Genomic DNA, 23,294 nt, shown 5'->3' on the forward strand with positions numbered 1-23,294 from the left:
TTGCTCCGATGCAGTCAGGCTTCGTCCCATCTTCTAATGGTTCAGCTATGCCGGCTCCAATGATGAATAGTCATCAAGATGCGTCTAATATGAACGCTCAAATGCCAAGTGCTCATCAAGATGAGATGAAATCTCAAATGCCAGCTGCTAGCCAGCAAATGGCAACACCAAGCATGAAACAAGATCAAGCTTCAGTAGCCTCAAGCAAAATGTCTGATAAAGGCAAGATGGCATCTAATAACAAGGTGTCAAGTCCAATGATGGCTGGTCAAATGAAAGAGCAAAAAGACATGCTTCCATATACTGGTGAAGCTCAAACATCAATGGCTACTATTGGATTCTTTGGACTCGCCTTGGCTGGACTGCTAGGTGGACTCGGTTTGAAAGCTAAAAAAGAGGAAAATGACTAGTCTAGCTACAGGCTTTCTATCTAGGATTTGAAAAATCCAGATAGCGATTAGAATGTTCGTAAAGCGATTAAAATAGTGTTATACTATTGTGGTATAGCACTGTTTTTTTCAAAGGAGAGACAGATGGGAAAGACAATTTTACTCGTTGACGACGAGGTAGAAATCACAGATATTCATCAACGCTATCTGGTTCAGGCAGGTTATCAGGTTTTGGTAGCTCATGATGGAGTAGAGGCCTTAGAAATATTCAAGCGAAAACCGATTGATTTGATTATTACAGATATCATGATGCCCCGTATGGATGGCTATGATTTGATTAGTGAAGTTCAGTATCAATCTCCAGATCAGCCTTTTCTCTTTATCACGGCTAAGACTAGTGAGCAGGACAAGATTTATGGCCTGAGCTTAGGGGCAGATGACTTTATTGCCAAGCCTTTTAGCCCTCGTGAGCTGGTTTTGCGTGTCCACAATATCTTGCGTCGCCTTCATCGTGGAGGTGAGACAGAGGTCGTCAGTCTCGGAGATTTACGGATGAATCATGCTAGCCATGAGGTACAAGTCGGAGATGTGGTGCTTGATTTGACAGTCAAATCCTTCGAACTTCTATGGCTTTTAGCCAGCAATCCAGAGCGAGTTTTCTCTAAGACAGATCTCTATGAAAAGGTCTGGCAAGAAGACTATGTGGATGATACCAATACCTTGAATGTTCATATTCATGCTCTTCGACAGGAGTTGGCTAAACATGCCAGTGCAGAAACGCCTACTATCAAAACTGTCTGGGGCTTGGGCTACAAGATTGAGAAAGCACGAGGTAGTCAATGAAATTAAAAAGTTATATTTTAGTGGGGTATATCATTTCAACACTCCTAACGATTATCGTTGTCTTTTGGGCCATCCAGCGAATGTTAATTGACGAAAGAGAGATTTATTTTCTGATTGGCATGACTTTAATCGCAAGTTTTGTCGGTGCTGGGATTAGTCTCTTTCTCCTATCGCCTGTCTTTACATCATTGGCCAAACTTAAGGAACACGCCAAGCGAGTAGCGGACAAGGACTTCCCTGCAAATTTGGAGGTTCAAGGGCCTGCAGAATTTCAGCAGTTAGGGCAAGCTTTCAATGAAATGTCACATGATTTGCAAGCAACCTTTGATTCCTTGGAAGAAAGCGAACGAGAAAAGGGCTTGATGATTGCCCAGTTGTCGCATGATATCAAGACCCCCATTACCTCTATTCAAGCAACGGTAGAAGGAATTTTGGATGGAGTTATCAAAGAAGGAGAACAAGCCCATTATTTAGCAACCATTGGACGCCAGACAGAACGGCTTAATAAACTGGTTGAAGAGTTGAATTTTTTAACCCTTAATACAGCTAGAAATCAGGAGGAGACGACTAGTAAAGACAGCGTTTTTCTGGATCAACTTTTGATTGAGTGCATGAGTGAGTTTCAATTTTTGATTGAGCAGGAGGAGCGAGATGTCCACTTGCAAGTGATTCCTGAGTCTGCTCGGATTGAAGGAGATTATGCCAAACTTTCTCGTATCTTGGTTAATCTGGTTAATAACGCTTTTAAATACTCTGCTCCAGGAACCAAGCTGGAGGTGGTAGCTAAGCTGGAGGATAGCCAGCTTTCAATCAGTGTGATCGATGAGGGGCAGGGTATTGCCCCAGAGGATTTGGAAAATATTTTCAAACGTCTTTATCGTGTCGAAACTTCGCGTAATATGAAAACAGGTGGGCATGGCTTAGGTCTTGCGATTGCACGAGAACTAGCCCATCAGCTTGGTGGCGAAATTACAGCAGAAAGTCAGTATGGCTTAGGAAGCAAGTTTACATTTAGCCTTAGTTTGAAATAAAGCCGTAAAATCCCTTTACAAATCTAGCTTTTCATGGTACAACAGCCTTTGTGCGAAATGACAGCAGGACAAAATGAAGCTCGTCAACAGGAAGTCAGCTAGAAAAGTAACCTTTGCTGTTTGGGCGAAGGCTTTCTGAACGAATCAGGTTTGTCTAAAACGTTATTTCCTACAAAAATTATTTTTATAGGAGGACATTTTAAATGTCACGTTATACAGGACCATCTTGGAAACAATCTCGCCGTCTTGGCTTGTCACTTACAGGTACAGGTAAAGAATTGGCACGTCGTAACTACGTACAGGTCAACACGGACCAAACAACCGTTCAAAATTGTCAGAATACGGTTTGCAATTAGCTGAAAAACAAAAACTTCGTTTCTCTTACGGACTTGGTGAGAAACAATTCCGTAACTTGTTCGTACAAGCTACTAAAGTTAAAGAAGGAACTGTCGGTTTCAACTTCATGCTTCTTTTGGAACGTCGTTTGGATAACGTTGTTTACCGTCTTGGACTTGCGACTACTCGTCGTCAAGCTCGTCAATTCGTTAACCACGGTCACATCCTTGTTGACGGAAAACGCGTTGATATCCCTTCATACCGCGTAACTCCAGGTCAAGTGATCTCAGTTCGCGAAAAATCAGCTAAAGTTCCAGCTATCCTTGAAGCTGTTGAAGCTACAGTTGGACGTCCAGCATTCGTATCATTCGATGCTGACAAATTGGAAGGTTCATTGACACGTCTTCCAGAACGTGATGAAATCAACCCAGAAATCAACGAAGCACTTGTCGTTGAATTCTACAACAAAATGCTTTAATTTCAAGAAAAAACTTGCAAAAAGCCTACTACAGTGGGCTTTTTGTTTTGTCTTAAACCGTTGATTTCTGGGTTTGTTCAGATTAAAATCCAGCGACAAACTCCTTGATGGCTTGGGCCAGTTCATAGGGTTTCTCGGTATTGAGTAGATGGCCTCCGTCTGCGATTTCTTGATAGCGACCTTTTGGCAGGAGCTTGGCCAATTTTTTTGAAGAAGATTGATTGGCCCAATCTTTGCTACCACAAATCACCAAGCTAGGGAGAGGGCAAGCTTTAGCGGTATCGGTTAAATTGAGCCCTTTTAATTCGGTCAAGATTTGAAGCATCTGTTGTTTATTGGCATCTTGTTTTTCAAAGACATGCTTGGGAAGTAGACGAAAGAGAAGGATCTGGAGCCGATAGAGGGGATTGGTGTTGAGTTTGTATTGTGTTCCTGCAAGGACCAAGCCCTTGAGTTGCGGGAAGTCTTGTCTGGAGAGATCAAGAGCGAGCACGCCACCTAGTGAGAGTCCTACCAGAATAAAGGGTTCGCTTTCTTGCTGGAGGCGCTCCATCAACCTTTCTTTGACTTCCTGATAGCTTTCTTTTGGATGGGAGAAAATATCAAAAGTTTTGGAGTGCAAGGGTGAAAGTGCAAATTGGACTCCTTGCCAAGAGAGGACATCTTGCCCTAGTCCATGTAAAAAAATTAGTTTCATCAGGAATCCTTTCTTTGAAAATCGAGTTCGTAGAGACCACGAAGAGCATTGCAGGCATAAATAAGATCAGCGTCTGTTAAATCGTTCAGAGTTAAGAGTTTTTCTTCCACCTGCTGGGTCTCAAGAAGATGGCGCCGATAAATGCCATCGAGTAAGGGGAGGTGAGCTGGTGGGGTATAGAGTTGTCCCTCTATCTCCAGCACCAGATTGCCAATCGTCGTCTCTAGCAAGGTTCCGTCTGGCAGATGGAAAATTTGCTCGTGATTTGACTGGCTGAGATGGTCTCTCTGACTCGTTTTGAAATAAGTAAATGGCGTCGCTAAATCAAGCTTCTGTTCTGTCAGTTGGGCCTGTAGATAGCTAGCGGGCAAGTCGGTCAGCTCTGTGATCTCTATGTGGAAGGTTCCGTTTTTTTGCAAGGCAATCCGACAACGATAGTCAAGGTTGAGATCTAAATGAGCGAGTTCTTCTTGAAGTTCTTTCAGGAGTTTGGGTTCATCATAAGGATAGGCAAAGTAGCGACTAGCCTCTCTCAAACGGGTTAGGTGTTGCTCCAGGAAAGTCAACTCTCCTTGGTGGATGCGGCCAGTCGTCAGGAGCTCAAATCGAGGCTCTTGCCGGTAAAGGACCGCCGATTTTTGCTTGGTTTCCTGGTATTCACTTTCCCATTTGCTGTCCCAAGTGATGCCTCCTCCCACGCCATAGATGGCTTGATTTCCCTGCATTTGAAGGGTCCGGATGGCTACATTAAAAATCCGTTTCCCTTTTGGAAAAAGGATGCCGATCGTTCCACAGTAGACACCTCGAGGAGACTTCTCCGTCTTTTGGATGATTTCCATAGTGGAGATCTTCGGTGCTCCTGTAATCGAGCCACAAGGAAAGAGAGCTCGGAAGGTTTGGATCAGGTCGATTTCAGCTCGTAAGCGACTTTCAATGGTCGAGGTCATCTGCCAAACAGTGGAGTATTGCTCGACTTGGCAGAGATGGGTCACATGCTCACTTCCAATCTCCGAAATCCGGTTCATGTCATTGCGGAGGAGGTCGACGATCATCATGTTTTCTGCTCGATTTTTCGGATCGGCTTCTAGCCAAGTAGCCTCCTGAAGATCCTTTTGGTTAGTGAGACCACGGCGCGTCGTTCCCTTCATAGGGCGCGTGGTCAGTAGCCGGTCGACTTGCTCAAAAAAGAGTTCAGGGCTGATGGAGAGGATGGAGACATCATCGTGCTGGATGAAGGCATTGTAATGGGCTTTCTGCTCTACCACCAAGCGATTGTATATAGCCAAAGGATCTGCTTTTAGCTCTTGAGAAAGCTGGACAGTGTAGTTGACCTGGTAGGTATCTCCCTGGCGGATATGGTGATGGATCGTCTTGATGGCTTCTTGATAAGCAGGCGCCTCTACCTCTTCCTTCCAATTGGCTGGAAGATCCACAGCTTCATAGTCCTCTGGAAAAGGAAGGGTTTCGACCTTCTCGTGGATCGTAAAATAGAGGAGATACTCTCCCATAAGAGGTGCTGGATGGACAGCAAACTTCTTCTCAAAAGCAGGAGCAGCCTCATAGCTGACATAGCCAACAGCATAAAAGCCTTGCTTCTGGTAGGCTTCGACTTCTCTAAGAAGAGCCTCTACCTGGTCGAGGTTTCTAGTTTTTAATTCCTTTATGGGCTTGGTGAAAAGGTGGCGCAAACCAAGCTCTTTAAAATCAATGATGGTTTGTTTATGCATGCTTTGAGTATATCAAAAATAGAGGAAAAAAGGTAGATAAGGATGTAAGATTCCTTGCTTGGCCTTTCCTTTCATGCTAAAATAACCATAGAAACTGCTTTGGGCAAGGAGTAGGACCATGCAAAAGAATCCCCTCTATAACACCTCTAGTATCAGCTTTTTTCAATACCTCTTTGCGATTGCAGTGATTTTGGTGCATAGTGGTCGCTTGACCTCCTATGAGCCACTGCATTTTGGTCTTAAGAGTATGCTCGGCCGGCTAGCGGTGCCATTTTTTATCGTCTGTGCCAGCTTTTTCCTCAAGCAATCCCTAGGGAATTCTCAGAAAATGAAGGCCTATCTGGTCAAAATCGTAAAAACCTATTTGTTTTGGAGTTTTGTTTACCTTCCTTATGCCTGGCTCTTTTTCTCTAGTCTCCATCTTCCTATCTATCTTTTTCCAGCAGGTGTTCTCATCGCACTGATCTATCTGGGAATGTGCTACCAACTCTGGTATATCCCGGCCTTTTTGCTGGGCTTGTTTTTGGTCAATCAATTGGTCAAACGCCTAGGTATGGTTTGGACGGGGGTGATCACTTTTCTTCTTTACTGCTGGGGCTTGATCGAGACCTATTCGGCTTATCTGGACACCACAAGTCTTCTTAAGGGTTACCAGCTCTACAGCAATTTATTTTTTACAGCGCGAAATGGTCTCTTTTACACGCCCATTTTTATCTATATGGGTTATTATCTGTATGACCATTTTCATGCACAAACTTTTAGCATTCACCGTTGGCAAAAGCTAGCACTTGCCTTTGGTTTGCTCTGCCTCGAAGGCATCATCATTTTTCAACACGAAGGAATTGATAAGAACTTTTTCTTTCTTCTTCCCTTTGTGACCGTTTATTTTGTCAATGCCTGCCTGCGATCGTCCTTTTTGAAAAGCTATGATTTACAGTATTTAAAGCAAATGAGTATAGCTCTTTACTTCTCGCATCCGATCTTTATCGAGTGGGCTCGCTATGGCTTTAGCAGCCTCCCTCTCTCTTATCCAGACAGGGGCAAGCTGATTTTTGTGACTGCCTTGTTTGGCAGCCACCTCTTTGGACTAGCCATGCTGTGGGTACGAGAGAGAAGGGAAAAACAAAAGATTCCTTCAAATGGTGAAGAGTTAGATAAAATAACCAACCAATAGTAGGGTGTACAAAACTCAAGCAGATGTGTTTGAGTTTTTTTGTATGAAGAAAATCAAGGAAGAATAAGAATTGGCAGACTGCTCCTCCTTGTTTATAAATGTTTTATTTTCTTGCCCTTGGATAGAAGAAAGGGGAAATCAGTACCAGATAGTGATTTATAATATAGACATCATTGCAAATAATGTCTATATTATTGAATAGTGATGATTTAATTTGAAAAGCAAAGGATATTTTAAAAAATAAGTGATAAAATTAAAGGGAGGGCCTTTTGGAAGGCTAACAAAAGTAAAGGAGATAAGACATGAAAAAGCTTCGTTCATTATGGAAAGACTTTTTGAAAAAAGGTTTTGCCATTTTAACAATTTTCATGATGCTAGGCCAGCTTGGTCAAGGGGCGATCACAGCCTTTGCCAATGAGCTAGCAGTCGGGGATAATGGGGCCTTGGATGTTGCCCTTATGTATGGGGATAAACAAGATCATCCAGGTGGAATGTCCTATTATACAGGGGATACCATGTCTGGTTATATCCAGATCACCCCTAAGAATTTGACAACGGATATTAATGAAGTAACGGTGACCTTGAAGGTTCCTGGAAAGTACTTACGAGAAGTTAGTTTCCCTGACTTCAATAGTGCTTCAGAGCATGACAAACCAACGGTTACAAAAGTTGGAGATGATTATCAAGTCACACTTCACTTTAACAATTACCAAAAGTCTGAGGTCCTGACTTTACCATTTATTGGAAAATTTAAAGTCGGTTATGCACCGACCAATTATTCATTGGATATTACGGGTACCTTGAATATCAATGGTCAAGAAGCAAAACTCAATGATATCATTTGGAAACCCAAGTACAATGACTATCGCTTAACCAAGTATATCAACCAAAACTTGAACGAAGCCATGTCCAAGGACTATGCGGAAGCCATGCCTGGTGTTGTCAAAGGGGCTGACGGAAAAAATTATATTGAAACCCCATCATCTGTTCCATTTGCATTTCAATTGGAGGGAATGCAAGGACAGTATGGGGGACAATATCGTCAATTAGAATCAGTAACGCTTACCGATAAGTTGCCAACCTATACAGATAAAAATGGCAATACCCGGACAGCAGTTTTAGATACAGCTAAGTCTGAAGGCTGGGTAGATAATGGAGATGGCACCGTTTCTAAGACGTTTACAGCAGATGCAAATGGTAATCCAGCAGCTTATCACCAAGAATTCATGGCAAAAATCAAGAATACAAGTTACCTTTACTTGAAGTTTCCTGATTTAGTTTTGGAAAAGGACCAGACTCTCAAAGACGTCCTTAGTAAGGATTTGACAAACTCAGGAAGTATTGTGGGAATTCCTGCCAATCGTGGAGAAGGAGAACCGGATATTACAGCTGAAGATTCCCTCATTTTCCGCTTGACCTCTCGTGACCTGGAAGGGGCTGGAAGTTTTGCCAAAAAAGCAGATGGTGATGTCTATGATTCAACTGAATACAAGGCAGCAAACTATAAATGGATCATCGCTTTTGATAATAAAACTCCTTCGACACAAAAGAATTTTGTTTTCTATGATGAGACAGTGGACTCTCGGTTAAAATTCACCAAGATTGATTACGCTCGTCTTATGGAAGGAATTTACGGTATTGGTGAGCATATCAGTAAATATGTAAAACGCTTGACCCTTACTTTAGAAGATGGTAGCCAAAAAGAAATTCAGCCAGAAACCGATAAAGATGGCAATGGCTTGATTGATTTAACCAAGTATGGAACCGTTGTCGGTTGGCGGATGGAAATGAAGGATGATTTTGTCCTAAAATCTGGTCAAGGAATTCGCCTCAATACCTATACAAGCTTCAAAGATCCAGAAAAGACTCGTTACGATGAAAATGATGCGACCAAGAATGAATTCAAGAATACAGGTCGTGTCACTTATCAAACGCAATCAAACCTTGCTAAAGACCAAACATCAGATTGGACCTTTAAGCTGATTCCTTTGAAGGAAAGCTTTGAGATTTCAAAAACGACGGATTACAATGATGTTCGTTATACTGATGGAGAAAATATTCGTTTTGGTTTGATGGCAACCAAAGTAGTTTTAGATCCTGATAAGGATTATGGAGACCTGCGAATCATTGATCTTTATGATCCAAATACCCTTAAAGTCGACTATAAAGATTTTGAGAGAAACCTTGCCTCTAATGAAAAAGGTATGAAATTCTTAAAGAGCTACGATGTCATTGAAAACTACCACAATTCTGGACGGACAGCTCTCATCATGCATTTGGATCAAAAAGAGTTTATTAAAGCTTCTCTTCAAGATCTTAATCGCGTGCGTCTACCATTTATCGTGGCCGATCTGAAAGGGAAAGACGATGGTGGGACCTTCACCAATAAGGTTTATGTCGCTGGAAATGGGATCCACGATCTTGAAAATGCCAACCCTGATCGGGTCACGGAAGATGTGTATGATCTGAACGGAAATGGTTCAACAACGGATAAAATTCCATATGCTCAATCAAACTATACGATTGTTGCGGCTGAAGGAATCTATGCACGCAAATATATCGCTAAAAATGATGACCTGTCAGACGCTTCGATTGTGACACGTACCTTCAAACCAGGTGAGACCTTTAACTACAAACTCACTATTAAAAATAATACGGATAAGGCAGTAGAAGACGGAGTCGTCTATGATGTCCTACCAAAAGTAAAAGACGTTAACACACTAGACGGATCTGGTCGGATGACAGAATACACGGTCAGCCTTCGTGGACCAGTGACAGCTCCAGAAGGATGGACGGTCTACTATACAACTGATACAGGCGTTACGACAGATACCATGGCGCAAGCTGCTGACAAGGATATCTGGACGACAGCTGTGGCTGATTACAGTCAAGTAACAGGAATCAAGTTAGTTGCAAATGCTGGTACTACGATTCCTGCGCGTGGTGAAGCAAGTTTTGGTGTCCCGGTTGTAAATCCAAGTGAATTGACCGATGAAGTCAAGGCTTTGATGCAAAAACGTACCAAAGATAATGAAGACAACGGCGGTCGTTCCGGTCTTGTTCAAGCCCATAACCAATTTGGTTACAAGGCCAAAGGTCACGAAGGAAATCGTGAGTCTAACACCGTAACTGCACAAATCTTCTCGGCTGCTTTCCAAGTCAAGAAGGTGGACAAGGATGATCCTAAGAAAGTCCTTGAAGGTGCTAAATTTACCTTAACTGATGCAAATGGTGCGGTTGTTGCGACGGCAACTTCTGATAAAAAAGGGGAACTTTCCTTTAACACCTTAACAGAAGGAACCTATACGCTCAAAGAAACCAAAGCACCTGAAAACTACAAGTTGGATGAAACAGAACATGTTGTGGTTGTCACCTATGATGCGGACAAACAAATCTACCACGTCACGGTGGATGGAAAAGCGGTTGGCTCAAAAGCAGTCCCAGTCGAGATCGCTAATGAAGCAGATATCAAGTATCTCGATCTTGAAGCTTCAAAAGTTTGGGATGACCAAGACAACCAAGAAGGGCTTCGCCCAGCAAGTGTGGAATTCCAACTCTACAAGAATGGCAAAGCTCAAGGAAAACCAGTCACGGTTTCAGCCGCAACAGACTGGAAAGCCCACTTTACGAATCTTCCAGATAAAGACAGTGATGGCAAGCTCAATACCTACACTGTTAAAGAAGTGAAAGTTCCGACTCATTATACGGTCGATACAGAAGAAGCCAGCTTCACAGATGGAAAAGCCACCATCACCAACAAGCGCACTCCTGAGACAACGACTATCACAGTCAAGAAAGTCTGGGATGATGCACAAAACCAAGATGGTCTTCGCCCATCTACCATCAAAGTTCACCTCTTGGCAAATGGAACAGAGGTGCAAGCTCTTGATCTGACTGGTGAAGGAGATGAATGGACTCATACCTTCACAGACCTACCCGTCTATAAAGATGGTCAAAAAGTTGTCTACACAGTGACAGAAGACAAAGTGGACAATTACACTACTAAGATTGATGGAACTACGATTACCAATACTTACAAACCAGGTAAGACAAGCCTTACTGTTACGAAAAACTGGAAGGATGCCAATAACCAAGATGGCCTTCGTCCAAAAACAATCAAGGTTCAATTGTATGCTGGTGATCAAAAGGTTGGTAAGGCGGTTGAATTGTCAGCAGATAACAAATGGACCCATACCTTCTCAAACCTAGACGAGAAGAAAGCTGGCCAATTTATCAACTATACAGTCAAAGAAATCGATGTTCCAGAAGGCTACACACAAGCTGTCGAAGCAACTAACCCAGGTCAAGTAGTCGTGACCAACACGCACGAACCAGAAAAGACCAAAGTAGAAGTGAGCAAGAAGTGGGAAGATGGAGACAACCAAGACGGCCTTCGTCCAGCCAGCATTCAAGTTCAATTATACAAAGATGGCCTTGCGACGGATCAAGTGGTAGAACTCTCAGCAGCGAATGATTGGAAAGGTGCTTTTGAAAACCTTGATGCCAAGGCAGCTGGAAAAGCAATCACTTATACGGTGAAAGAAGTCGCTGTCCCAGATGGTTACAAGGTGACGGTAAATGATAAGGACAAGGCCAATGTTGTCTTGACCAATACGCATGAACCAGCTTTGACAGAGATGAAAGTTACGAAGAAATGGGAAGATGCCAATGACCAAGATGGTCTTCGTCCAAAATCCATTAAGGTTCAACTCTATGCTGGTGATGAAAAAGTAGGAGATCCAGTTGAGTTGTCAGCGGACAATCAGTGGACTCATACCTTTAGTAAATTAGCTGAAAAGAAAGCCGGTCAAGCTATCAGCTACCGTGTGGAAGAAGTCTCTGTTCCTGAAGGCTACCAAGTCACTGCTGATACCTCTGATGCTGCTCACACGATCTTGACCAATACGCATACGCCTGCGGTGATCGATATTCCAGTGACCAAGATCTGGAATGACCAAGACAATCAAGATGGTCTTCGTCCAGCAAGTATCGTGGTGAATCTTCTTGCCAATGGTGAAAAAGTTGCTCAAAAAGAACTCACGAATGCGACAGATTGGAAAGAAAGCTTCACAGGTCTACCAAAATTCAAGGATGGAAAAGAAATCGTCTATACTCTTCAAGAAGAGAAGGTAGCTGAATATACGACTACAATTGATCAGGCTGCTTATACCATTACCAATACCCATGCACCTGGTAAGACAAGCGTCACGGTCACTAAGAAGTGGGATGATGAGAATGACAAGGATGGAATTCGTCCGAAGAGTATTCGCGTTCAACTCTATGCCAATGATCAAAAAGTCGGTCAAGAAGTAGAATTGTCAGCTGAAAACAAGTGGACCCATACCTTTGCAGATTTAGATGAAAAAGCAAATGGAAACACCATCACTTATACAGTGAGAGAAGTCAGTGTTCCAAAGGGCTATGAAGCTCGTAATGACGAGGATCGTAAAGGAAATGTTGTGATTACTAACAAGCATGTTCCAAAAGAAACTCCAAAACAACCAACTCCTCCAAGTTCTTCTGAACCAAAGAAACCGGGTCAACCTGAACCTAAAAAACCAAGCCAACCAGAGCCGAAGAAACCAGGCAAGATCTTAGGATTCTTACCAAATACAGGTACGACCATCTCTATTATTAGCTTAGTTTTAGCCTTTGTCTTGGCAAGCATTGCAGCTTATATTTTGAAGAAAAAGAAAAAATAAGCTAGTGCTTCCTTTATAAAATGAAACAAACACCAGAGATGGTGTTTGTTTTTTTATAGTGGCCTCTTATAATTGTCTTGCGATCATTCTCATGGGCGCTTGCTCTATTTTTTAATTCCCGAACGTTTTCAAAAAAAATTCAGAAAATTCTTGACTTCTATGAAAATCGGAGTATGATTAGTTGTGAACTGTTGAACAATCATTTTCAAGAAAATCCCTGATGTCGACTAAGGGATCTGTGAAAGGAGAAGCGGTTCAAATCGAAAATCTATAGAGCGTTGCGTCCGAAAGTCTAAACAGACACGGCTCTTTAAAAACAAAAGGAGAAGATTATGAAAACAGAACCGATTCATCGTACCAGTATGTGGAAATTTAAGTTAAGTGCTGCCACCATGACTTTGATTCCCGCTGCCGTGGGGATTAACTATGTTGCCAAAGCCTTGGCGGAGGGGTTAAAGTTGCCCGTTTGGCTGGGGTCTTTGGGAACCTTTCTTGCCAGCATGTTGGCTGGGCCGGTTGCCGGTGCCATCAGTGGTTTCATCAACAACGTGATCTATGGGCTGACCTTATCGCCAATTTCAACCGTGTATGCGATTACCAGCATCGGAATTGGGATTGCTGTCGGAGTTTTGCACGCCAATGGGTGGTTCTCGTCAGCGCGACGAGTATTTGTTTCTGCTATTATTATTGCCATCGTTTCAGCTGTCATTTCAACGCCACTCAACGTCATCTTTTGGGGTGGTCAGACCGGTATCGCTTGGGGTGACTCATTGTTTGCGGTAATGTCTGCCAATCATGCACCAAAGTGGCTGGCATCATTTACCGATGAGTTTGTCTTGGATATTTTGGATAAAGTCTGTGTGGCCTACCTGGCATTCTTCATCTATCGTCAGCTGCCGAAGCGGATGGTGCACTTCTTTAGCGGTGATAAATGATGACTGATCAAACATTGATTTCTGGAGCGCCACGGGTCAAGTTCAAGTGGTACCAGGTGATCGATCCGATTACTAAGCTCTTGTTCATCTTGGACATGACGTTGTTGAGCTTTGCCAGTATGAATTTATTGCTTCAGGCCGGATTAATTCTTGTCGCAACACTGCTACTGTTATTTTCCAAATTGAGTTCTACCATCTTTAAGGCGCTGGGATTCAGCCTGTTTATGATTTGCACCATGCTGATCATCCAAGGGTTATTTTACAGTCGGAATCAAACTGTGCTGTTTTCTGTGCTTGGGGTGTCGTTCTACAAAGAAGGCCTGATTTACGCCACCACTCTGGGTTGTCGAGTATTGGTGATTATTTTGACCAGTGGCTTTTTTATGGTGACCACGAGTATTTCAGAAAACGCGGCCTATTTGGAACTGTCCGGATTGTCTTATAAAACCGTCTACGTTCTGATGTCGGTGTGTTATATTTTGCCGGAAATGATGCGCAATATGCGGAAAATCCAGCAGGCACAAAAAGTTCGCGGAACCAATCCGCAAAAAACGTTGATTCAGAAATTAAAGTCAATCCTGCCGGTTCTAATTCCATTGGTGATTAAGACCTTGGATCAATCGATGGCGCGGTCGATTTCTCTCCAACTGAGAGGTTTTGATAATCCCAACCGGACTGTCAGAACCTCCCAGCGCGTGTATCGCCTGTCGCGGACGCTGCACATTGGTCTGACTGGATTGGCAATTTTATTGATTGGGTGGAAGATATGGACGATGATAAACGGATTGTAATTGAAAATTTGACCACCCGTTATCCGGGTACTGAGCAACCACAACTGCGTCAGATTAACGCGGAGGTTCATACCGGCCAGGTGGTTGGGATTATCGGGAATAGCCACTCCGGCAAATCGACATTGTGCCGTGTGCTGGCAGGGGTCATTCCCAAAATGGTGTCTGCTGAGATTGAGGGCGACTGGCACATGTTTGGCCAGCGAGTGTCCGACAATTGGCCCGTTTATAATGCCATGAATGGAGTTGTACTGCAAAATCCAGCTGGCCAACTAAGCGGGTTGGCAGACACGGTTGCCGATGAAATCGCCTTTGACTTGATTAATCAGGGAATGGCTGAAGGACTGATTCAAAAACGGGTTGAAGAAGTTGCCACGCAAATGGGGCTGATTGAACAGCTGAATTTGCGTCCCGAGAGCCTTTCCGGTGGTCAGAGCCAGCGGTTGGCAATTGCCACGGCGATTGCGACTAACCCGGCTGTTTTGATTATGGATGATCCGACCAGTCAGATGGATCCCCTTGGCCGCCGACAATTTTTCCAATGGCTGGCCCAAGTCAAAGAGACGACTGTCTTCATTGTCACCAGTGAAATTGACGATTTGTGCGAAGTCGCCGACGTTGTGTGGGTGCTGCACGAGGGTCAAATGGTAGCCCAGGGCAGGCCGGGTGAGGTGTTTAATCATTTGGAAGCTGACTGGCAGATTCCAGCCCCGACAATCCAGCAACTTGCTCAAAAAATGGATTGGCGCTTGGCTGATGGCCGGTGTCCGGTGAATGACGCTGAACTGAAGGAGGTTTGTTATGTCCACAATTGAACTGAACCACCTGACGTTCACTTATCCGGAACGGTCCTTTAGCTTGGATGTTGAAGACAAACTCTTCGCCGATCCGATGGTGGCGATTGTCGGCCAAAATGGTGCCGGCAAATCAACGCTCTTCAAATTGTTGACGGGCTTGCTGACACCACAAACCGGTGTGATTAAGATCGATGGAGAAAATTTTAATGATCTTAAACCAGTCGAAAAGTTACTGAAGGTTGGGATTACTTTTCAGAATCCTGACGATCAGCTTTTCAACCCGACCGTTCAACGAGAGGTGGAGTGGAGTGTCGCGCAGGTCATGGATGACCACGACACGATTACGAGGCGGGCTTTAGCGGCTCTAAAAAGAGTTGGCTTGGATGATAAAACAGCTGAAAGTCCATATGACCTGTCATTGTCGGAACGCAAGCTGTTGAGCGTTGCCACAGTTTTGGCAGTGGATCCGGCGATTTATTTATTTGATGAGCCGATGATGTCGCTTGATTGGGAAAGCCGGCGCAAGTTGACCGCAATTTTCCATCAGTTGGCTGATTCGGGCCACCAAGTTGTGACCATCACCCATGACATGGATTGGGTCGCCGCCGAGTTTGAGTCGGTGTATGTTATGGAACACGGGAAGTTTGGCTTCGCCGGCAGTCCACGGGAATTGTTCAGCGATCACGAACTTGTCCAGCGAGTGGGATTACTACCACCGCGGATTATGGACATAGCGAAGTCGCTGGGTGATTCACAGACATATTTATCGGTTAATGATTATTGCCAGAAAAATCGAGATGTATAGAAAAAGTCACCTCTGCGGGTTTTCCAGGTTGAAGGATTAACTTCAGCTTCTGGCAAGAACTCACATGGGTGACTTTTGTGTTTAATAACGTTTCATGATCATCGGGTGCTTCCTCAGATCACTCGGTTTGGTTTTACTTTATTTCATGGTCATAATCATATACCATTTCTTTTGGATCTTTTGTTTGACTAATACAAAATAGGTCTTCATAGGTCTTCGCATTTTTAGCGCCCATTAGGATCATCAGTATAATTTTCTGAATTAGGAGACTGTCCCATCACTATTCGAACTTTGTCTCCCAACTTACGCTGTTCCCATTCATCCGTGAATCCTTTAAATCGCAATTCTGGAACTTTCTTTTTAACTGAATCATCTATTTTCGCCATAGTCCCCACCATTTTATTGGTTTTTCTTGATTTACTTTATCAACAGTCTCGTTGGTTGGTACCAATGGAGTAAGGCAGCTAAGAAGGGGTATTAGTGACAATTAATAAAATGCATGAGGTTGGGCATGTTGCCCCACCTCTTTTTATGATATACTAGAGTAGTTTTTGAGACTTGTAAAAAATGTTTTTTTTAGTTCAAATTTAAAAAAGAAAAGGGGAGAACATGGACATCTTTTTGAGGAGCATATCAGGGATTCTCGTCATCCTGGGCATGATTTTAGTGGGCTTTATCATTGGTGAAAAAGGCTGGTTCGATGACAAGTCACGTGGCTTGATCGCTAAATTGGTCACTCAAGTTGCTCTGCCCTGCTACATGCTCTACACCATCACACAGCGCTTCACGGCAGCTGACCTTCTAAAAATGTTGCCAGCCTTGCGATTTCCTGCCCTGTCTATGGTTATTTTACTTGGCATCGCGACAGCAGTAGCTAGAATTTTTGCAGTGAGACAGGACCGCCGTGGCCTCTTTATTTCCATGTTTTTTAATTCCAATACGATTTTTGTGGGTCTTCCCATCAACCAGGCCCTCTTTGGGGATGACAGCATTCCCTATGTTTTGATCTATTACATGTGTAATACGACCTTTTTCTGGACCTTGGGGACCTATCTCATCCAGCGGGATGGTGAGGGAGAAGCTCGGTTTGATCTCAAAACGAGTCTGAAAAAAGTCTTTTCTCCGCCACTCATGGGCTTTCTCTTGGGACTAGTCTTGGTGATGCTGCAGATCAAGTTGCCAGCCTTTCTAGCCAGTGATTTGCAGTATCTGGGTAATTTAACAACCCCTTTATCCATGATATTCATCGGTTTGTCAGTGTCTCATGTAGGTGTGAAGCAGTTGGTTCTGGGAAAAGATCAGCTATTGATTCTACTAGGTCGCTTCCTGGTTGCCCCTCTCTTGATGGCGACCATCGTCTACTGGTTGCCTCTTCCAAGCTTGATGAAGCAAGTCTTTATCATCCAGTCCGCCATGCCTGTGATGACCAATGCGCCGGTTGTTGCCAGACTCTACGGAGCTGATAGTGATTATGCAGCCGTCATGGTGACAGAGACGACCCTTGCAACCATGGTGGTGATCCCTATTCTTATGCTGTTGATGGCTTAACAAATAGAAACTACAAAAGCTCAAGTTTTAAAAAAACTTGAGCTTTTCTTATAACAAGGCTAACAAGATGGTGAGGACCAGAGCGATGCCCGTCCGAATCAGATGGTGGGCTGGATGGAAGTTTCCTTTGTGTTTCCCATTCCAATAGGCCCCGTAGCAAATCAAACCACAGCCGATCAGCCAAAGGACTAGAGCGACAATCGGTAAAAAGAAGTAGAGGATGAGAGATAAGGTCGCAAGGCTACTTCCGATGAGGAGAAATGTATTTCCTAGAGTGTGATTCCCTTTTTTAACTTCAGAAAGAGAAGCCAATAAGTGAAGAAGAGCAAAAGCAAGGGCAAAGAAGGCTGTAAAAAAGCCGAGAAGAATGTGGAAGAACATAGGGTTTCCTTTCTAAGATATGATTGCCTGAGTACTATTTTTTATGACTGATTTTATGAAGAATCATAAATGATACTACAAGATTTAAAATAATAACCAATAAGGTAAAAAGAGAGTAACCATAAAGTTTAATTGGAAATTCATTTTTGAGATTGCAAAGAGCAAACAAACTCGTTAAAATGCCCGTCAACAATCCAGGCACATATTTTCGTATAACGATTGTTTGAATCAGATGTCCGAAAACATGGTAGATATAAGCGATTATGATGCTTGCGTAAATGCTATAGTTGTTAAACTGGTAACTAAGATATAGCGATGTCATTAGGATCAGAAATTGCTCCAAGACAATGGCATTGAAAGCAAAAGGAGTGTAATAAGATAGGATTCGATTGTTTGGATACTGGATTGATATTTTTTTGACAAAGGATGGCATCCAAACGATTTCTTCCAGTTCGTGAAGCATGAAGAGTGATGGAAATAGAAAGTAAAATTGCACGCTGGTCATTGAAAATACTCCCTTCTAGTTCGAGCCCACTTTCAGTATCTCCAAATAAAACTGGGTCACTTCTTGTTCGGTGTAGGACTTGCCTTTTTTCAACCACCAGCTGAGGGTTTCGATGAAATGGCTGACGACCAGGTGTTTGAGGTAGGAGTGAGGGATGGTTGGATGGGACTTGATGAGTTCATCTGCTACCATTGGATAGACATCGTGTTCCAGCTCTTTTCGCAGTTGCCGGATGAAATAATCGTTTTTAGAGAGCAAGAGACTGGTCACATGGTCTTGATTTTTCTTGAAATGCTGGAAGATATGGGCCAGGTAGTCTTGTGGTGAGAGGTGTTCAGCACGCTCAAAGAGATGGTGAAAGAGCTTTTGACAGAGTTCATCTAGCAATAATTCCTTACTTTCGTAATGGCTGTAAAAGGTTGATCGCCCCACATCGGCTAAGTCAATGATTTCTTGAACCGTGATGGCCTCGTAGTCTTTTTGGTTGAGTAATTGTAAAAAAGCTTGATAGATAGCTTTTCGAGTTTTGGTGATACGACGATCCTGTTCTGTCATATGGACACCTAGAACAAACTGTTCAGTAACGTACACCCTAAACGGTTTGCCCCTATCCTTTCTGTTGATAGTAGTGGATAATAGATCATGAAGGGAAGAGATAGTAGTCTCATCTCTCAGAAAATCTATAGAAATAAATGTTTGACGCAGTAGCTGATTGGTCTCTTTTTCGCTCTTTAACTCCACTACAAAGAGTACCTAATCAACCTTGCGGGGGTGGGAATACGAATAAATTTTTATAAAAATTTATTCTGTCCCACTCCCATTATAACAGAGGATTAAGGATTATGAAGACAAAACATGCGGTCTGGATCGCTTTTTTCTTGAATTTGAGTTATGCCATTGTTGAGTTTATTGCAGGAGGGATTTTTGGATCCAGCGCAGTCCTTGCGGATTCGGTCCATGACTTGGGAGATGCGATCGCTATTGGGATCTCCGCCTTTCTAGAGAGTATTTCCAATCGTGAAGAAGACAGCCGCTATACCTTGGGCTACAAGCGCTTTAGCCTTTTAGGGGCCATGGTAACGGCAGTGATTCTCATGACAGGGTCCGTTCTGGTTATTTTGGAAAATATAACGAAAATCTTTCATCCACAACCTGTCAACGATGAGGGCATCCTTTGGCTAGGAATCATAGCCGTCAGCATCAATGTGCTAGCGAGCCTCGTCATTCGCAAAGGGCAAACCAAGAACGAATCCATTCTCAGCCTGCACTTTCTTGAAGATACCTTGGGTTGGGTGGCTGTCATTCTGATGGCTATTGTCCTCCGATTTACCGACTGGTATATCCTGGATCCGCTCTTATCTCTTGCTATTTCCATCTTTATTCTGTCAAAAGCCATTCCACGTTTTTGGAGCACGCTCAGGATTTTCCTCGATGCCGTGCCAGAAGGAGTAGATATCCAGCAAGTCAAGAGTGATTTGGAGCAGTTGGACCATGTGGCTAGTATCAATCAGCTAAACCTATGGACCATGGATGGCTTAGAAAAAAACGCTATTGTCCATGTTTGTCTGGAGCATGTTAACCACATGGAGGTTTGTAAAGAAGCGATTCGTACCTTGCTCAAAGATTGCGGCTTTCAAAACGTTACTATAGAGGTTGATGAAGACTTAGCAACTCATCGAGCCCACAAGCGCAATATTGAGGAGTTAGAAACCGATCAAGATCATGGGCATGATCATCACCACCATTAATGACGACTTGGTATGAGCAGAAGCCTAAGAAAAAGTGTATACTATAGATAAGGAAGCAATAGAAAGTAGGTTGTTCCTATGAAGAAAACAGTCTATACAAAAGCTGGGCAAGTGGGTCTAGTAGAAGTGGAGTGTCCACAGATTGAAGCACCAGATGATGTTATTCTCCGTATCGTCCGCACCTGTGTTTGTGGATCCGATCTATGGAGCTACCGCAATCCAGATATTGAAGCAGGTCATCAAAATAGTGGCCACGAAGCCATTGGGATCGTCGAAGAAATCGGTGAGGCCATTACCACGGTCAAACCAGGAGACTTTGTCATCGCGCCTTTCACCCATGGCTGTGGGGAGTGTGATGCCTGTCGTGCAGGTTATGATGGGACGTGTGACCGCCATATCGGCACTAACTGGTCTGACGGGGTTCAAGCAGAGTACATCCGTTTCCACTTTGCCAATTGGGCTCTTGTCAAAATTCCAGGGCAACCTTCTGATTATACAGAAGCTATGCTTAAATCCTTCTTGACGCTAGCAGATGTCATGCCGACGGGCTATCATGCGGCGCGTGTAGCAGATGTGCAAAAAGGTGACAAAGTCGTGGTCATTGGTGACGGTGCTGTTGGCCAATGTGCTGTCATTGCAGCTAAGATGCGTGGTGCATCGCAAATCGTCCTTATGAGTCGCCACGAAGACCGTCAACAAATGGCCTTGGAGTCAGGTGCGACAGCTGTTGTGGCTGAGCGTGGTGAAGAAGGCATTGCCAAGGTCCGTGAAATCCTTGGTGGCGGAGCAGATGCGGCCCTTGAATGTGTCGGTACCGCAGCAGCTGTTGATCAAGCCCTTGGGGTGCTTCATAATGGTGGGCGTTTAGGTTTTGTCGGTGTCCCTCATTACAATAATCGTGCCCTTGGTTCGACCTTTGCCCAAAACATTTCGGTGGCAGGTGGGGCAGCCTCTGTTACTACCTATGACAAGCAGTTCTTGCTCAAGGCTGTACTTGATGGCGACATCAACCCAGGTCGCGTCTTTACTCATAGCTATAGCTTGGATGAGATTGATCAAGCCTATAAAGATATGGATGAACGTAAGACGATTAAGGCTATGATTGTACTGGACTAACGAAAAAATTCTAGTAGAAAATATCTACTAGAATTTTTTAATACAATTCCCAATCCGGACTTGAAAATTTCTTGGTTCGGGTCATATAAAAATGGATAAAGTGAACTTCCATTGCTAAAGTCATCACGGTTGCGATGGTAATGACAATGGTTGGATTGGCTGAGAAAAGAAGGGAGAGAACCAGTCCGATAAGGAACATCCCTGCTTGCAAACCATAATAGAGCTTGTCATACTTGAGGTGACTCTTGTTAAAATAGCCATTTGCAAGGATAGCAGCTTGAAAGAGGCCGATACCCGTATAGAAGAAGCCAGTCGCAAAATGGTGATGGACTTCTGGATTGACCAAGAAACTCATAGACACAGTCACCATAATCAAGCCGATGAAAATTGGATAGTGACTATAAATTAGGAAGATTCCCTTATTCTTTCCTTCTTCATCAATGGCATGGTCAAACTTACCAAAGTAATTCATAAAGAGGTTGACCATGATGATAAAGTAAAGGATAGAGTGGATAGAGAAATTTTCAAGTGTAAAAAAATCTGCAAGGCCCATAATCATCTCACCAAAAGTGATGATAACTAAAAGCGAGATGCGTTCAATCAGGTGGGGGAGATTAATCTGAAAAAGACTTGTATGTCGAGTTAAGATAATAGGCATGACGAAGGTCAAGAGAATCCCTAGCATATAGACATAGATACCAAAATCTATCGGAAGAAGTGCAGCTATGTAGATAGCCAAGGTCCTGAGCCCTGTCATCCAAAGAAAGCCCTTGATACTTTTTCGATTGGCTGGAGTAGTAGACTTACGCAAATACTCTACTAAGTATTGGAGAAATAGGGTTAAGGTCAGGGTTCCCACTGTCCAGCAGAAGGTATGAAAGTAGCTCTGCCAGTCATTGGTAATCATGTTTGAGATTAAGAGCAACATTGCCATATTGATGAACATGACGGTCATATTGAAAAGGGAATTCTTTCCATAGCGGTTGGTATAGACGGTCTGAATCATCCAAGAATTGACCAAAACCAGAAGTGTCATCAGGAAACCAAAGATGGCATCTAATGATAAGACTCCATGGTGAAGATGATGGATAAGGGCAGTGGTTTTGGAAATAGCGTAAACAAAGACCAGATCATAAAAGAGTTCACTATACTCAACCCGTTTGTGTTTGATAAGATTTGACATGGGTTATCCTTTCTGCGATGTTTGAACAATTTATTATATCAGAAAAATGACAGTATATGATGGAAGGAAGGGGAGTAGACCAATCAATTTCATTGTGACGCAAATTGTCATTACATGACAACAGTTGATGTAGCCTATTTACTAGGATACTCCGAAGTGTCTTCCTTCTCACGAGCCTTTAAAAAATGGACCGGACAGACTATTTCAGAGTATCGCGAGTAGATGCAGACAGAAGCTTAACAGCAGAAATTTCCATTATCAACACCAGATGTATTCATCTGGTGTTTTTATCTTTCTGAAAAAAATGAAATTTTCTACTTGACAAGTGAGTGTTCACTCACTATAATAGATTTATCATTAAAAAGTGAGTGAACACTCACCTGGGAGGAAGTAGATGAAAACATTGCTACATTTACAAGATTTACAAAAATCTTTTGGTCAACAACTTGTGTTAAACCACGTTGGTTTTGAATTACAGTCTGGGGAAATCATTGGTCTAATCGGTCCTTCTGGTGCTGGTAAATCAACCATGATAAAAACCATGTTAGGAATGGAAAAGGCAGATAGCGGTATCGCTTTAGTCTTAGACCACACCATGCCCAATCGTCATATTCTGGGAGATATTGGCTATATGGCCCAGTCTGATGCTTTATATGAGGCTTTGTCAGGACAAGAAAATTTGGAATTTTTCGGTCAGCTAAAAGGCCTTTCCAAAAAAGACTTAAAGGATGAAATTGCCCATGTGGCTCAGGTGGTAGATTTAACAGAGCACTTAAATAAGGCTGTGTCTGGTTATTCCGGAGGCATGAAACGACGCTTGTCGCTGGCGATTGCGCTTTTAGGAAATCCTCAACTCCTGATTTTGGACGAACCGACAGTTGGAATCGACCCTTCTCTTCGAAAGAAAATCTGGAAGGAATTAATTACTCTTAGAGACAAGGGTGTAGGAATTTTGGTTACCACCCATGTCATGGATGAGGCAGAGCTGACAGATAAGGTTGGCCTCTTGTTAGGTGGAAACATCATTGCCTTTGATACACCAAAAAATCTCAAGGAAAGTTATGGTGTTTCAAGTATTGAAGAAGTCTTTTTGAAAGCGGAAGGAGAATAA

19 protein-coding genes and 3 pseudogenes are annotated in these 23,294 nt (G+C 43.2%); 15 read left to right on the forward strand and 7 right to left on the reverse strand.

Annotated elements, in window-relative coordinates; genetic code table 11:
• Window positions 1-293: 293 nt before the first annotated feature.
• From SM123_RS10300 to rpsD, 4 genes and pseudogenes are all read left to right on the forward strand, one after another.
• A pseudogene (locus tag SM123_RS10300) lies at window positions 294-410 on the forward strand (LPXTG cell wall anchor domain-containing protein); the annotation flags it as partial.
• Window positions 411-533: 123 nt separating this feature from the next.
• The gene (locus SM123_RS02285; protein WP_003013273.1) at window positions 534-1,232 is read left to right on the forward strand and encodes a response regulator transcription factor; all 699 of its coding nucleotides are present in this window, start codon (window positions 534-536) and stop codon (window positions 1,230-1,232) included.
• Window positions 1,229-2,263, forward strand: a complete 1,035-nt coding sequence (locus SM123_RS02290; protein WP_070659528.1) for a sensor histidine kinase — start codon at window positions 1,229-1,231, stop codon at window positions 2,261-2,263. The genes SM123_RS02285 and SM123_RS02290 overlap by 4 nt, the downstream gene beginning before the upstream one ends.
• Before the next feature lie 203 nt (window positions 2,264-2,466).
• Window positions 2,467-3,077: pseudogene (gene rpsD / locus SM123_RS02295) on the forward strand (30S ribosomal protein S4).
• Window positions 3,078-3,159: 82 nt separating this feature from the next.
• Here the strand turns inward: rpsD and SM123_RS02300 are convergent.
• Both SM123_RS02300 and pabB read right to left on the reverse strand, forming a co-directional pair.
• Window positions 3,160-3,774 (reverse strand): alpha/beta fold hydrolase, encoded by a 615-nt coding sequence (locus tag SM123_RS02300; protein WP_320909741.1) that lies wholly within the window; start codon window positions 3,772-3,774, stop codon window positions 3,160-3,162.
• On the reverse strand, window positions 3,774-5,501 hold the full coding sequence (pabB, locus tag SM123_RS02305) for an aminodeoxychorismate synthase component I (protein ID WP_320909742.1): 1,728 nt from the start codon (window positions 5,499-5,501) through the stop codon (window positions 3,774-3,776). Before pabB ends, SM123_RS02300 begins: the two co-directional genes overlap by 1 nt.
• Window positions 5,502-5,619: 118 nt before the next feature.
• On the opposite strand from pabB, the gene SM123_RS02310 reads away from it, so the two are divergent.
• From SM123_RS02310 to SM123_RS02335, 6 genes are all read left to right on the forward strand, one after another.
• A complete protein-coding gene (locus tag SM123_RS02310; RefSeq protein ID WP_320909743.1) occupies window positions 5,620-6,675 on the forward strand; it encodes an acyltransferase in 1,056 nt (351 codons plus the stop codon).
• 302 nt (window positions 6,676-6,977) lie between these two features.
• The gene (locus SM123_RS02315; RefSeq protein WP_320909744.1) at window positions 6,978-12,377 is read left to right on the forward strand and encodes a Cna B-type domain-containing protein; all 5,400 of its coding nucleotides are present in this window, start codon (window positions 6,978-6,980) and stop codon (window positions 12,375-12,377) included.
• Window positions 12,378-12,709: 332 nt separating this feature from the next.
• Complete coding sequence (locus tag SM123_RS02320; RefSeq protein ID WP_320909745.1) at window positions 12,710-13,312, forward strand: ECF transporter S component; 603 nt, start codon at window positions 12,710-12,712, stop codon at window positions 13,310-13,312.
• Complete coding sequence (locus tag SM123_RS02325) at window positions 13,312-14,103, forward strand: energy-coupling factor transporter transmembrane component T (protein ID WP_320909993.1); 792 nt, start codon at window positions 13,312-13,314, stop codon at window positions 14,101-14,103. Before SM123_RS02320 ends, SM123_RS02325 begins: the two co-directional genes overlap by 1 nt.
• The gene (locus tag SM123_RS02330; RefSeq protein WP_320909746.1) at window positions 14,079-14,915 is read left to right on the forward strand and encodes an ABC transporter ATP-binding protein; all 837 of its coding nucleotides are present in this window, start codon (window positions 14,079-14,081) and stop codon (window positions 14,913-14,915) included. Before SM123_RS02325 ends, SM123_RS02330 begins: the two co-directional genes overlap by 25 nt.
• Window positions 14,902-15,702, forward strand: coding sequence for an energy-coupling factor ABC transporter ATP-binding protein (locus SM123_RS02335; RefSeq protein WP_320909747.1), 801 nt, complete (start codon window positions 14,902-14,904; stop codon window positions 15,700-15,702). The genes SM123_RS02330 and SM123_RS02335 overlap by 14 nt, the downstream gene beginning before the upstream one ends.
• Window positions 15,703-15,926: 224 nt before the next feature.
• Here the strand turns inward: SM123_RS02335 and SM123_RS02340 are convergent, their stop codons facing one another.
• Entirely contained in the window at window positions 15,927-16,088 is a 162-nt protein-coding gene (locus SM123_RS02340; RefSeq protein WP_173018768.1) for a hypothetical protein, read from the reverse strand.
• A gap of 223 nt (window positions 16,089-16,311) precedes the next feature.
• Here SM123_RS02340 and SM123_RS02345 point away from each other — a divergent pair, with 223 nt between their 5' ends.
• Window positions 16,312-17,250, forward strand: a complete 939-nt coding sequence (locus tag SM123_RS02345; RefSeq protein WP_320909748.1) for an AEC family transporter — start codon at window positions 16,312-16,314, stop codon at window positions 17,248-17,250.
• A gap of 48 nt (window positions 17,251-17,298) precedes the next feature.
• Here SM123_RS02345 and SM123_RS02350 read toward each other — a convergent pair whose 3' ends face one another.
• From SM123_RS02350 to SM123_RS02360, 3 genes are read right to left on the reverse strand one after another with little or no spacing between them, the layout of a single operon-like run.
• Complete coding sequence (locus tag SM123_RS02350) at window positions 17,299-17,631, reverse strand: glucuronide permease (protein WP_070588674.1); 333 nt, start codon at window positions 17,629-17,631, stop codon at window positions 17,299-17,301.
• Window positions 17,632-17,665: 34 nt separating this feature from the next.
• Entirely contained in the window at window positions 17,666-18,136 is a 471-nt protein-coding gene (locus SM123_RS02355) for an HXXEE domain-containing protein (RefSeq protein WP_320909749.1), read from the reverse strand.
• A 15-nt stretch (window positions 18,137-18,151) separates the two neighbouring features.
• The gene (locus SM123_RS02360; RefSeq protein ID WP_320909750.1) at window positions 18,152-18,691 is read right to left on the reverse strand and encodes a TetR/AcrR family transcriptional regulator; all 540 of its coding nucleotides are present in this window, start codon (window positions 18,689-18,691) and stop codon (window positions 18,152-18,154) included.
• A gap of 287 nt (window positions 18,692-18,978) precedes the next feature.
• Between SM123_RS02360 and SM123_RS02365 the strand changes: the two genes are divergently transcribed.
• Window positions 18,979-19,884, forward strand: a complete 906-nt coding sequence (locus SM123_RS02365) for a cation diffusion facilitator family transporter (RefSeq protein WP_320909751.1) — start codon at window positions 18,979-18,981, stop codon at window positions 19,882-19,884.
• Window positions 19,885-19,962: 78 nt separating this feature from the next.
• A complete protein-coding gene (locus tag SM123_RS02370; protein WP_320909752.1) occupies window positions 19,963-21,000 on the forward strand; it encodes a zinc-binding dehydrogenase in 1,038 nt (345 codons plus the stop codon).
• A gap of 37 nt (window positions 21,001-21,037) precedes the next feature.
• Here the strand turns inward: SM123_RS02370 and SM123_RS02375 are convergent, their stop codons facing one another.
• Window positions 21,038-22,183 (reverse strand): low temperature requirement protein A, encoded by a 1,146-nt coding sequence (locus tag SM123_RS02375; RefSeq protein WP_003008695.1) that lies wholly within the window; start codon window positions 22,181-22,183, stop codon window positions 21,038-21,040.
• Between the two features lie 114 nt (window positions 22,184-22,297).
• Between SM123_RS02375 and SM123_RS02380 the strand changes: the two are divergent.
• Window positions 22,298-22,405 (forward strand): annotated as a pseudogene (locus SM123_RS02380) (helix-turn-helix domain-containing protein); the annotation flags it as partial.
• Window positions 22,406-22,577: 172 nt separating this feature from the next.
• On the forward strand, window positions 22,578-23,294 hold the full coding sequence (locus SM123_RS02385) for an ABC transporter ATP-binding protein (protein WP_037608085.1): 717 nt from the start codon (window positions 22,578-22,580) through the stop codon (window positions 23,292-23,294).

Source organism: Streptococcus sp. S5, assembly GCF_034134805.1.
In the GTDB taxonomy this organism is placed as follows: domain Bacteria; phylum Bacillota; class Bacilli; order Lactobacillales; family Streptococcaceae; genus Streptococcus; species Streptococcus lingualis.

Excerpts from the sequence above, each read along its gene's own strand:
- SM123_RS02285 (WP_003013273.1), top strand. The coding sequence starts at position 534 with ATGGGAAAGACAATTTTACTCGTTGACGACGAGGTAGAAATCACAGAT.
- SM123_RS02290 (WP_070659528.1), top strand. The coding sequence starts at position 1,229 with ATGAAATTAAAAAGTTATATTTTAGTGGGGTATATCATTTCAACACTC.
- SM123_RS02300 (WP_320909741.1), bottom strand. The coding sequence starts at position 3,774 with ATGAAACTAATTTTTTTACATGGACTAGGGCAAGATGTCCTCTCTTGG.
- pabB (WP_320909742.1), bottom strand. The coding sequence starts at position 5,501 with ATGCATAAACAAACCATCATTGATTTTAAAGAGCTTGGTTTGCGCCAC.
- SM123_RS02310 (WP_320909743.1), top strand. The coding sequence starts at position 5,620 with ATGCAAAAGAATCCCCTCTATAACACCTCTAGTATCAGCTTTTTTCAA.
- SM123_RS02315 (WP_320909744.1), top strand. The coding sequence starts at position 6,978 with ATGAAAAAGCTTCGTTCATTATGGAAAGACTTTTTGAAAAAAGGTTTT.
- SM123_RS02320 (WP_320909745.1), top strand. The coding sequence starts at position 12,710 with ATGAAAACAGAACCGATTCATCGTACCAGTATGTGGAAATTTAAGTTA.
- SM123_RS02325 (WP_320909993.1), top strand. The coding sequence starts at position 13,312 with ATGACTGATCAAACATTGATTTCTGGAGCGCCACGGGTCAAGTTCAAG.
- SM123_RS02330 (WP_320909746.1), top strand. The coding sequence starts at position 14,079 with ATGGACGATGATAAACGGATTGTAATTGAAAATTTGACCACCCGTTAT.
- SM123_RS02335 (WP_320909747.1), top strand. The coding sequence starts at position 14,902 with ATGTCCACAATTGAACTGAACCACCTGACGTTCACTTATCCGGAACGG.
- SM123_RS02340 (WP_173018768.1), bottom strand. The coding sequence starts at position 16,088 with ATGGCGAAAATAGATGATTCAGTTAAAAAGAAAGTTCCAGAATTGCGA.
- SM123_RS02345 (WP_320909748.1), top strand. The coding sequence starts at position 16,312 with ATGGACATCTTTTTGAGGAGCATATCAGGGATTCTCGTCATCCTGGGC.
- SM123_RS02350 (WP_070588674.1), bottom strand. The coding sequence starts at position 17,631 with ATGTTCTTCCACATTCTTCTCGGCTTTTTTACAGCCTTCTTTGCCCTT.
- SM123_RS02355 (WP_320909749.1), bottom strand. The coding sequence starts at position 18,136 with ATGACCAGCGTGCAATTTTACTTTCTATTTCCATCACTCTTCATGCTT.
- SM123_RS02360 (WP_320909750.1), bottom strand. The coding sequence starts at position 18,691 with ATGACAGAACAGGATCGTCGTATCACCAAAACTCGAAAAGCTATCTAT.
- SM123_RS02365 (WP_320909751.1), top strand. The coding sequence starts at position 18,979 with ATGAAGACAAAACATGCGGTCTGGATCGCTTTTTTCTTGAATTTGAGT.
- SM123_RS02370 (WP_320909752.1), top strand. The coding sequence starts at position 19,963 with ATGAAGAAAACAGTCTATACAAAAGCTGGGCAAGTGGGTCTAGTAGAA.
- SM123_RS02375 (WP_003008695.1), bottom strand. The coding sequence starts at position 22,183 with ATGTCAAATCTTATCAAACACAAACGGGTTGAGTATAGTGAACTCTTT.
- SM123_RS02385 (WP_037608085.1), top strand. The coding sequence starts at position 22,578 with ATGAAAACATTGCTACATTTACAAGATTTACAAAAATCTTTTGGTCAA.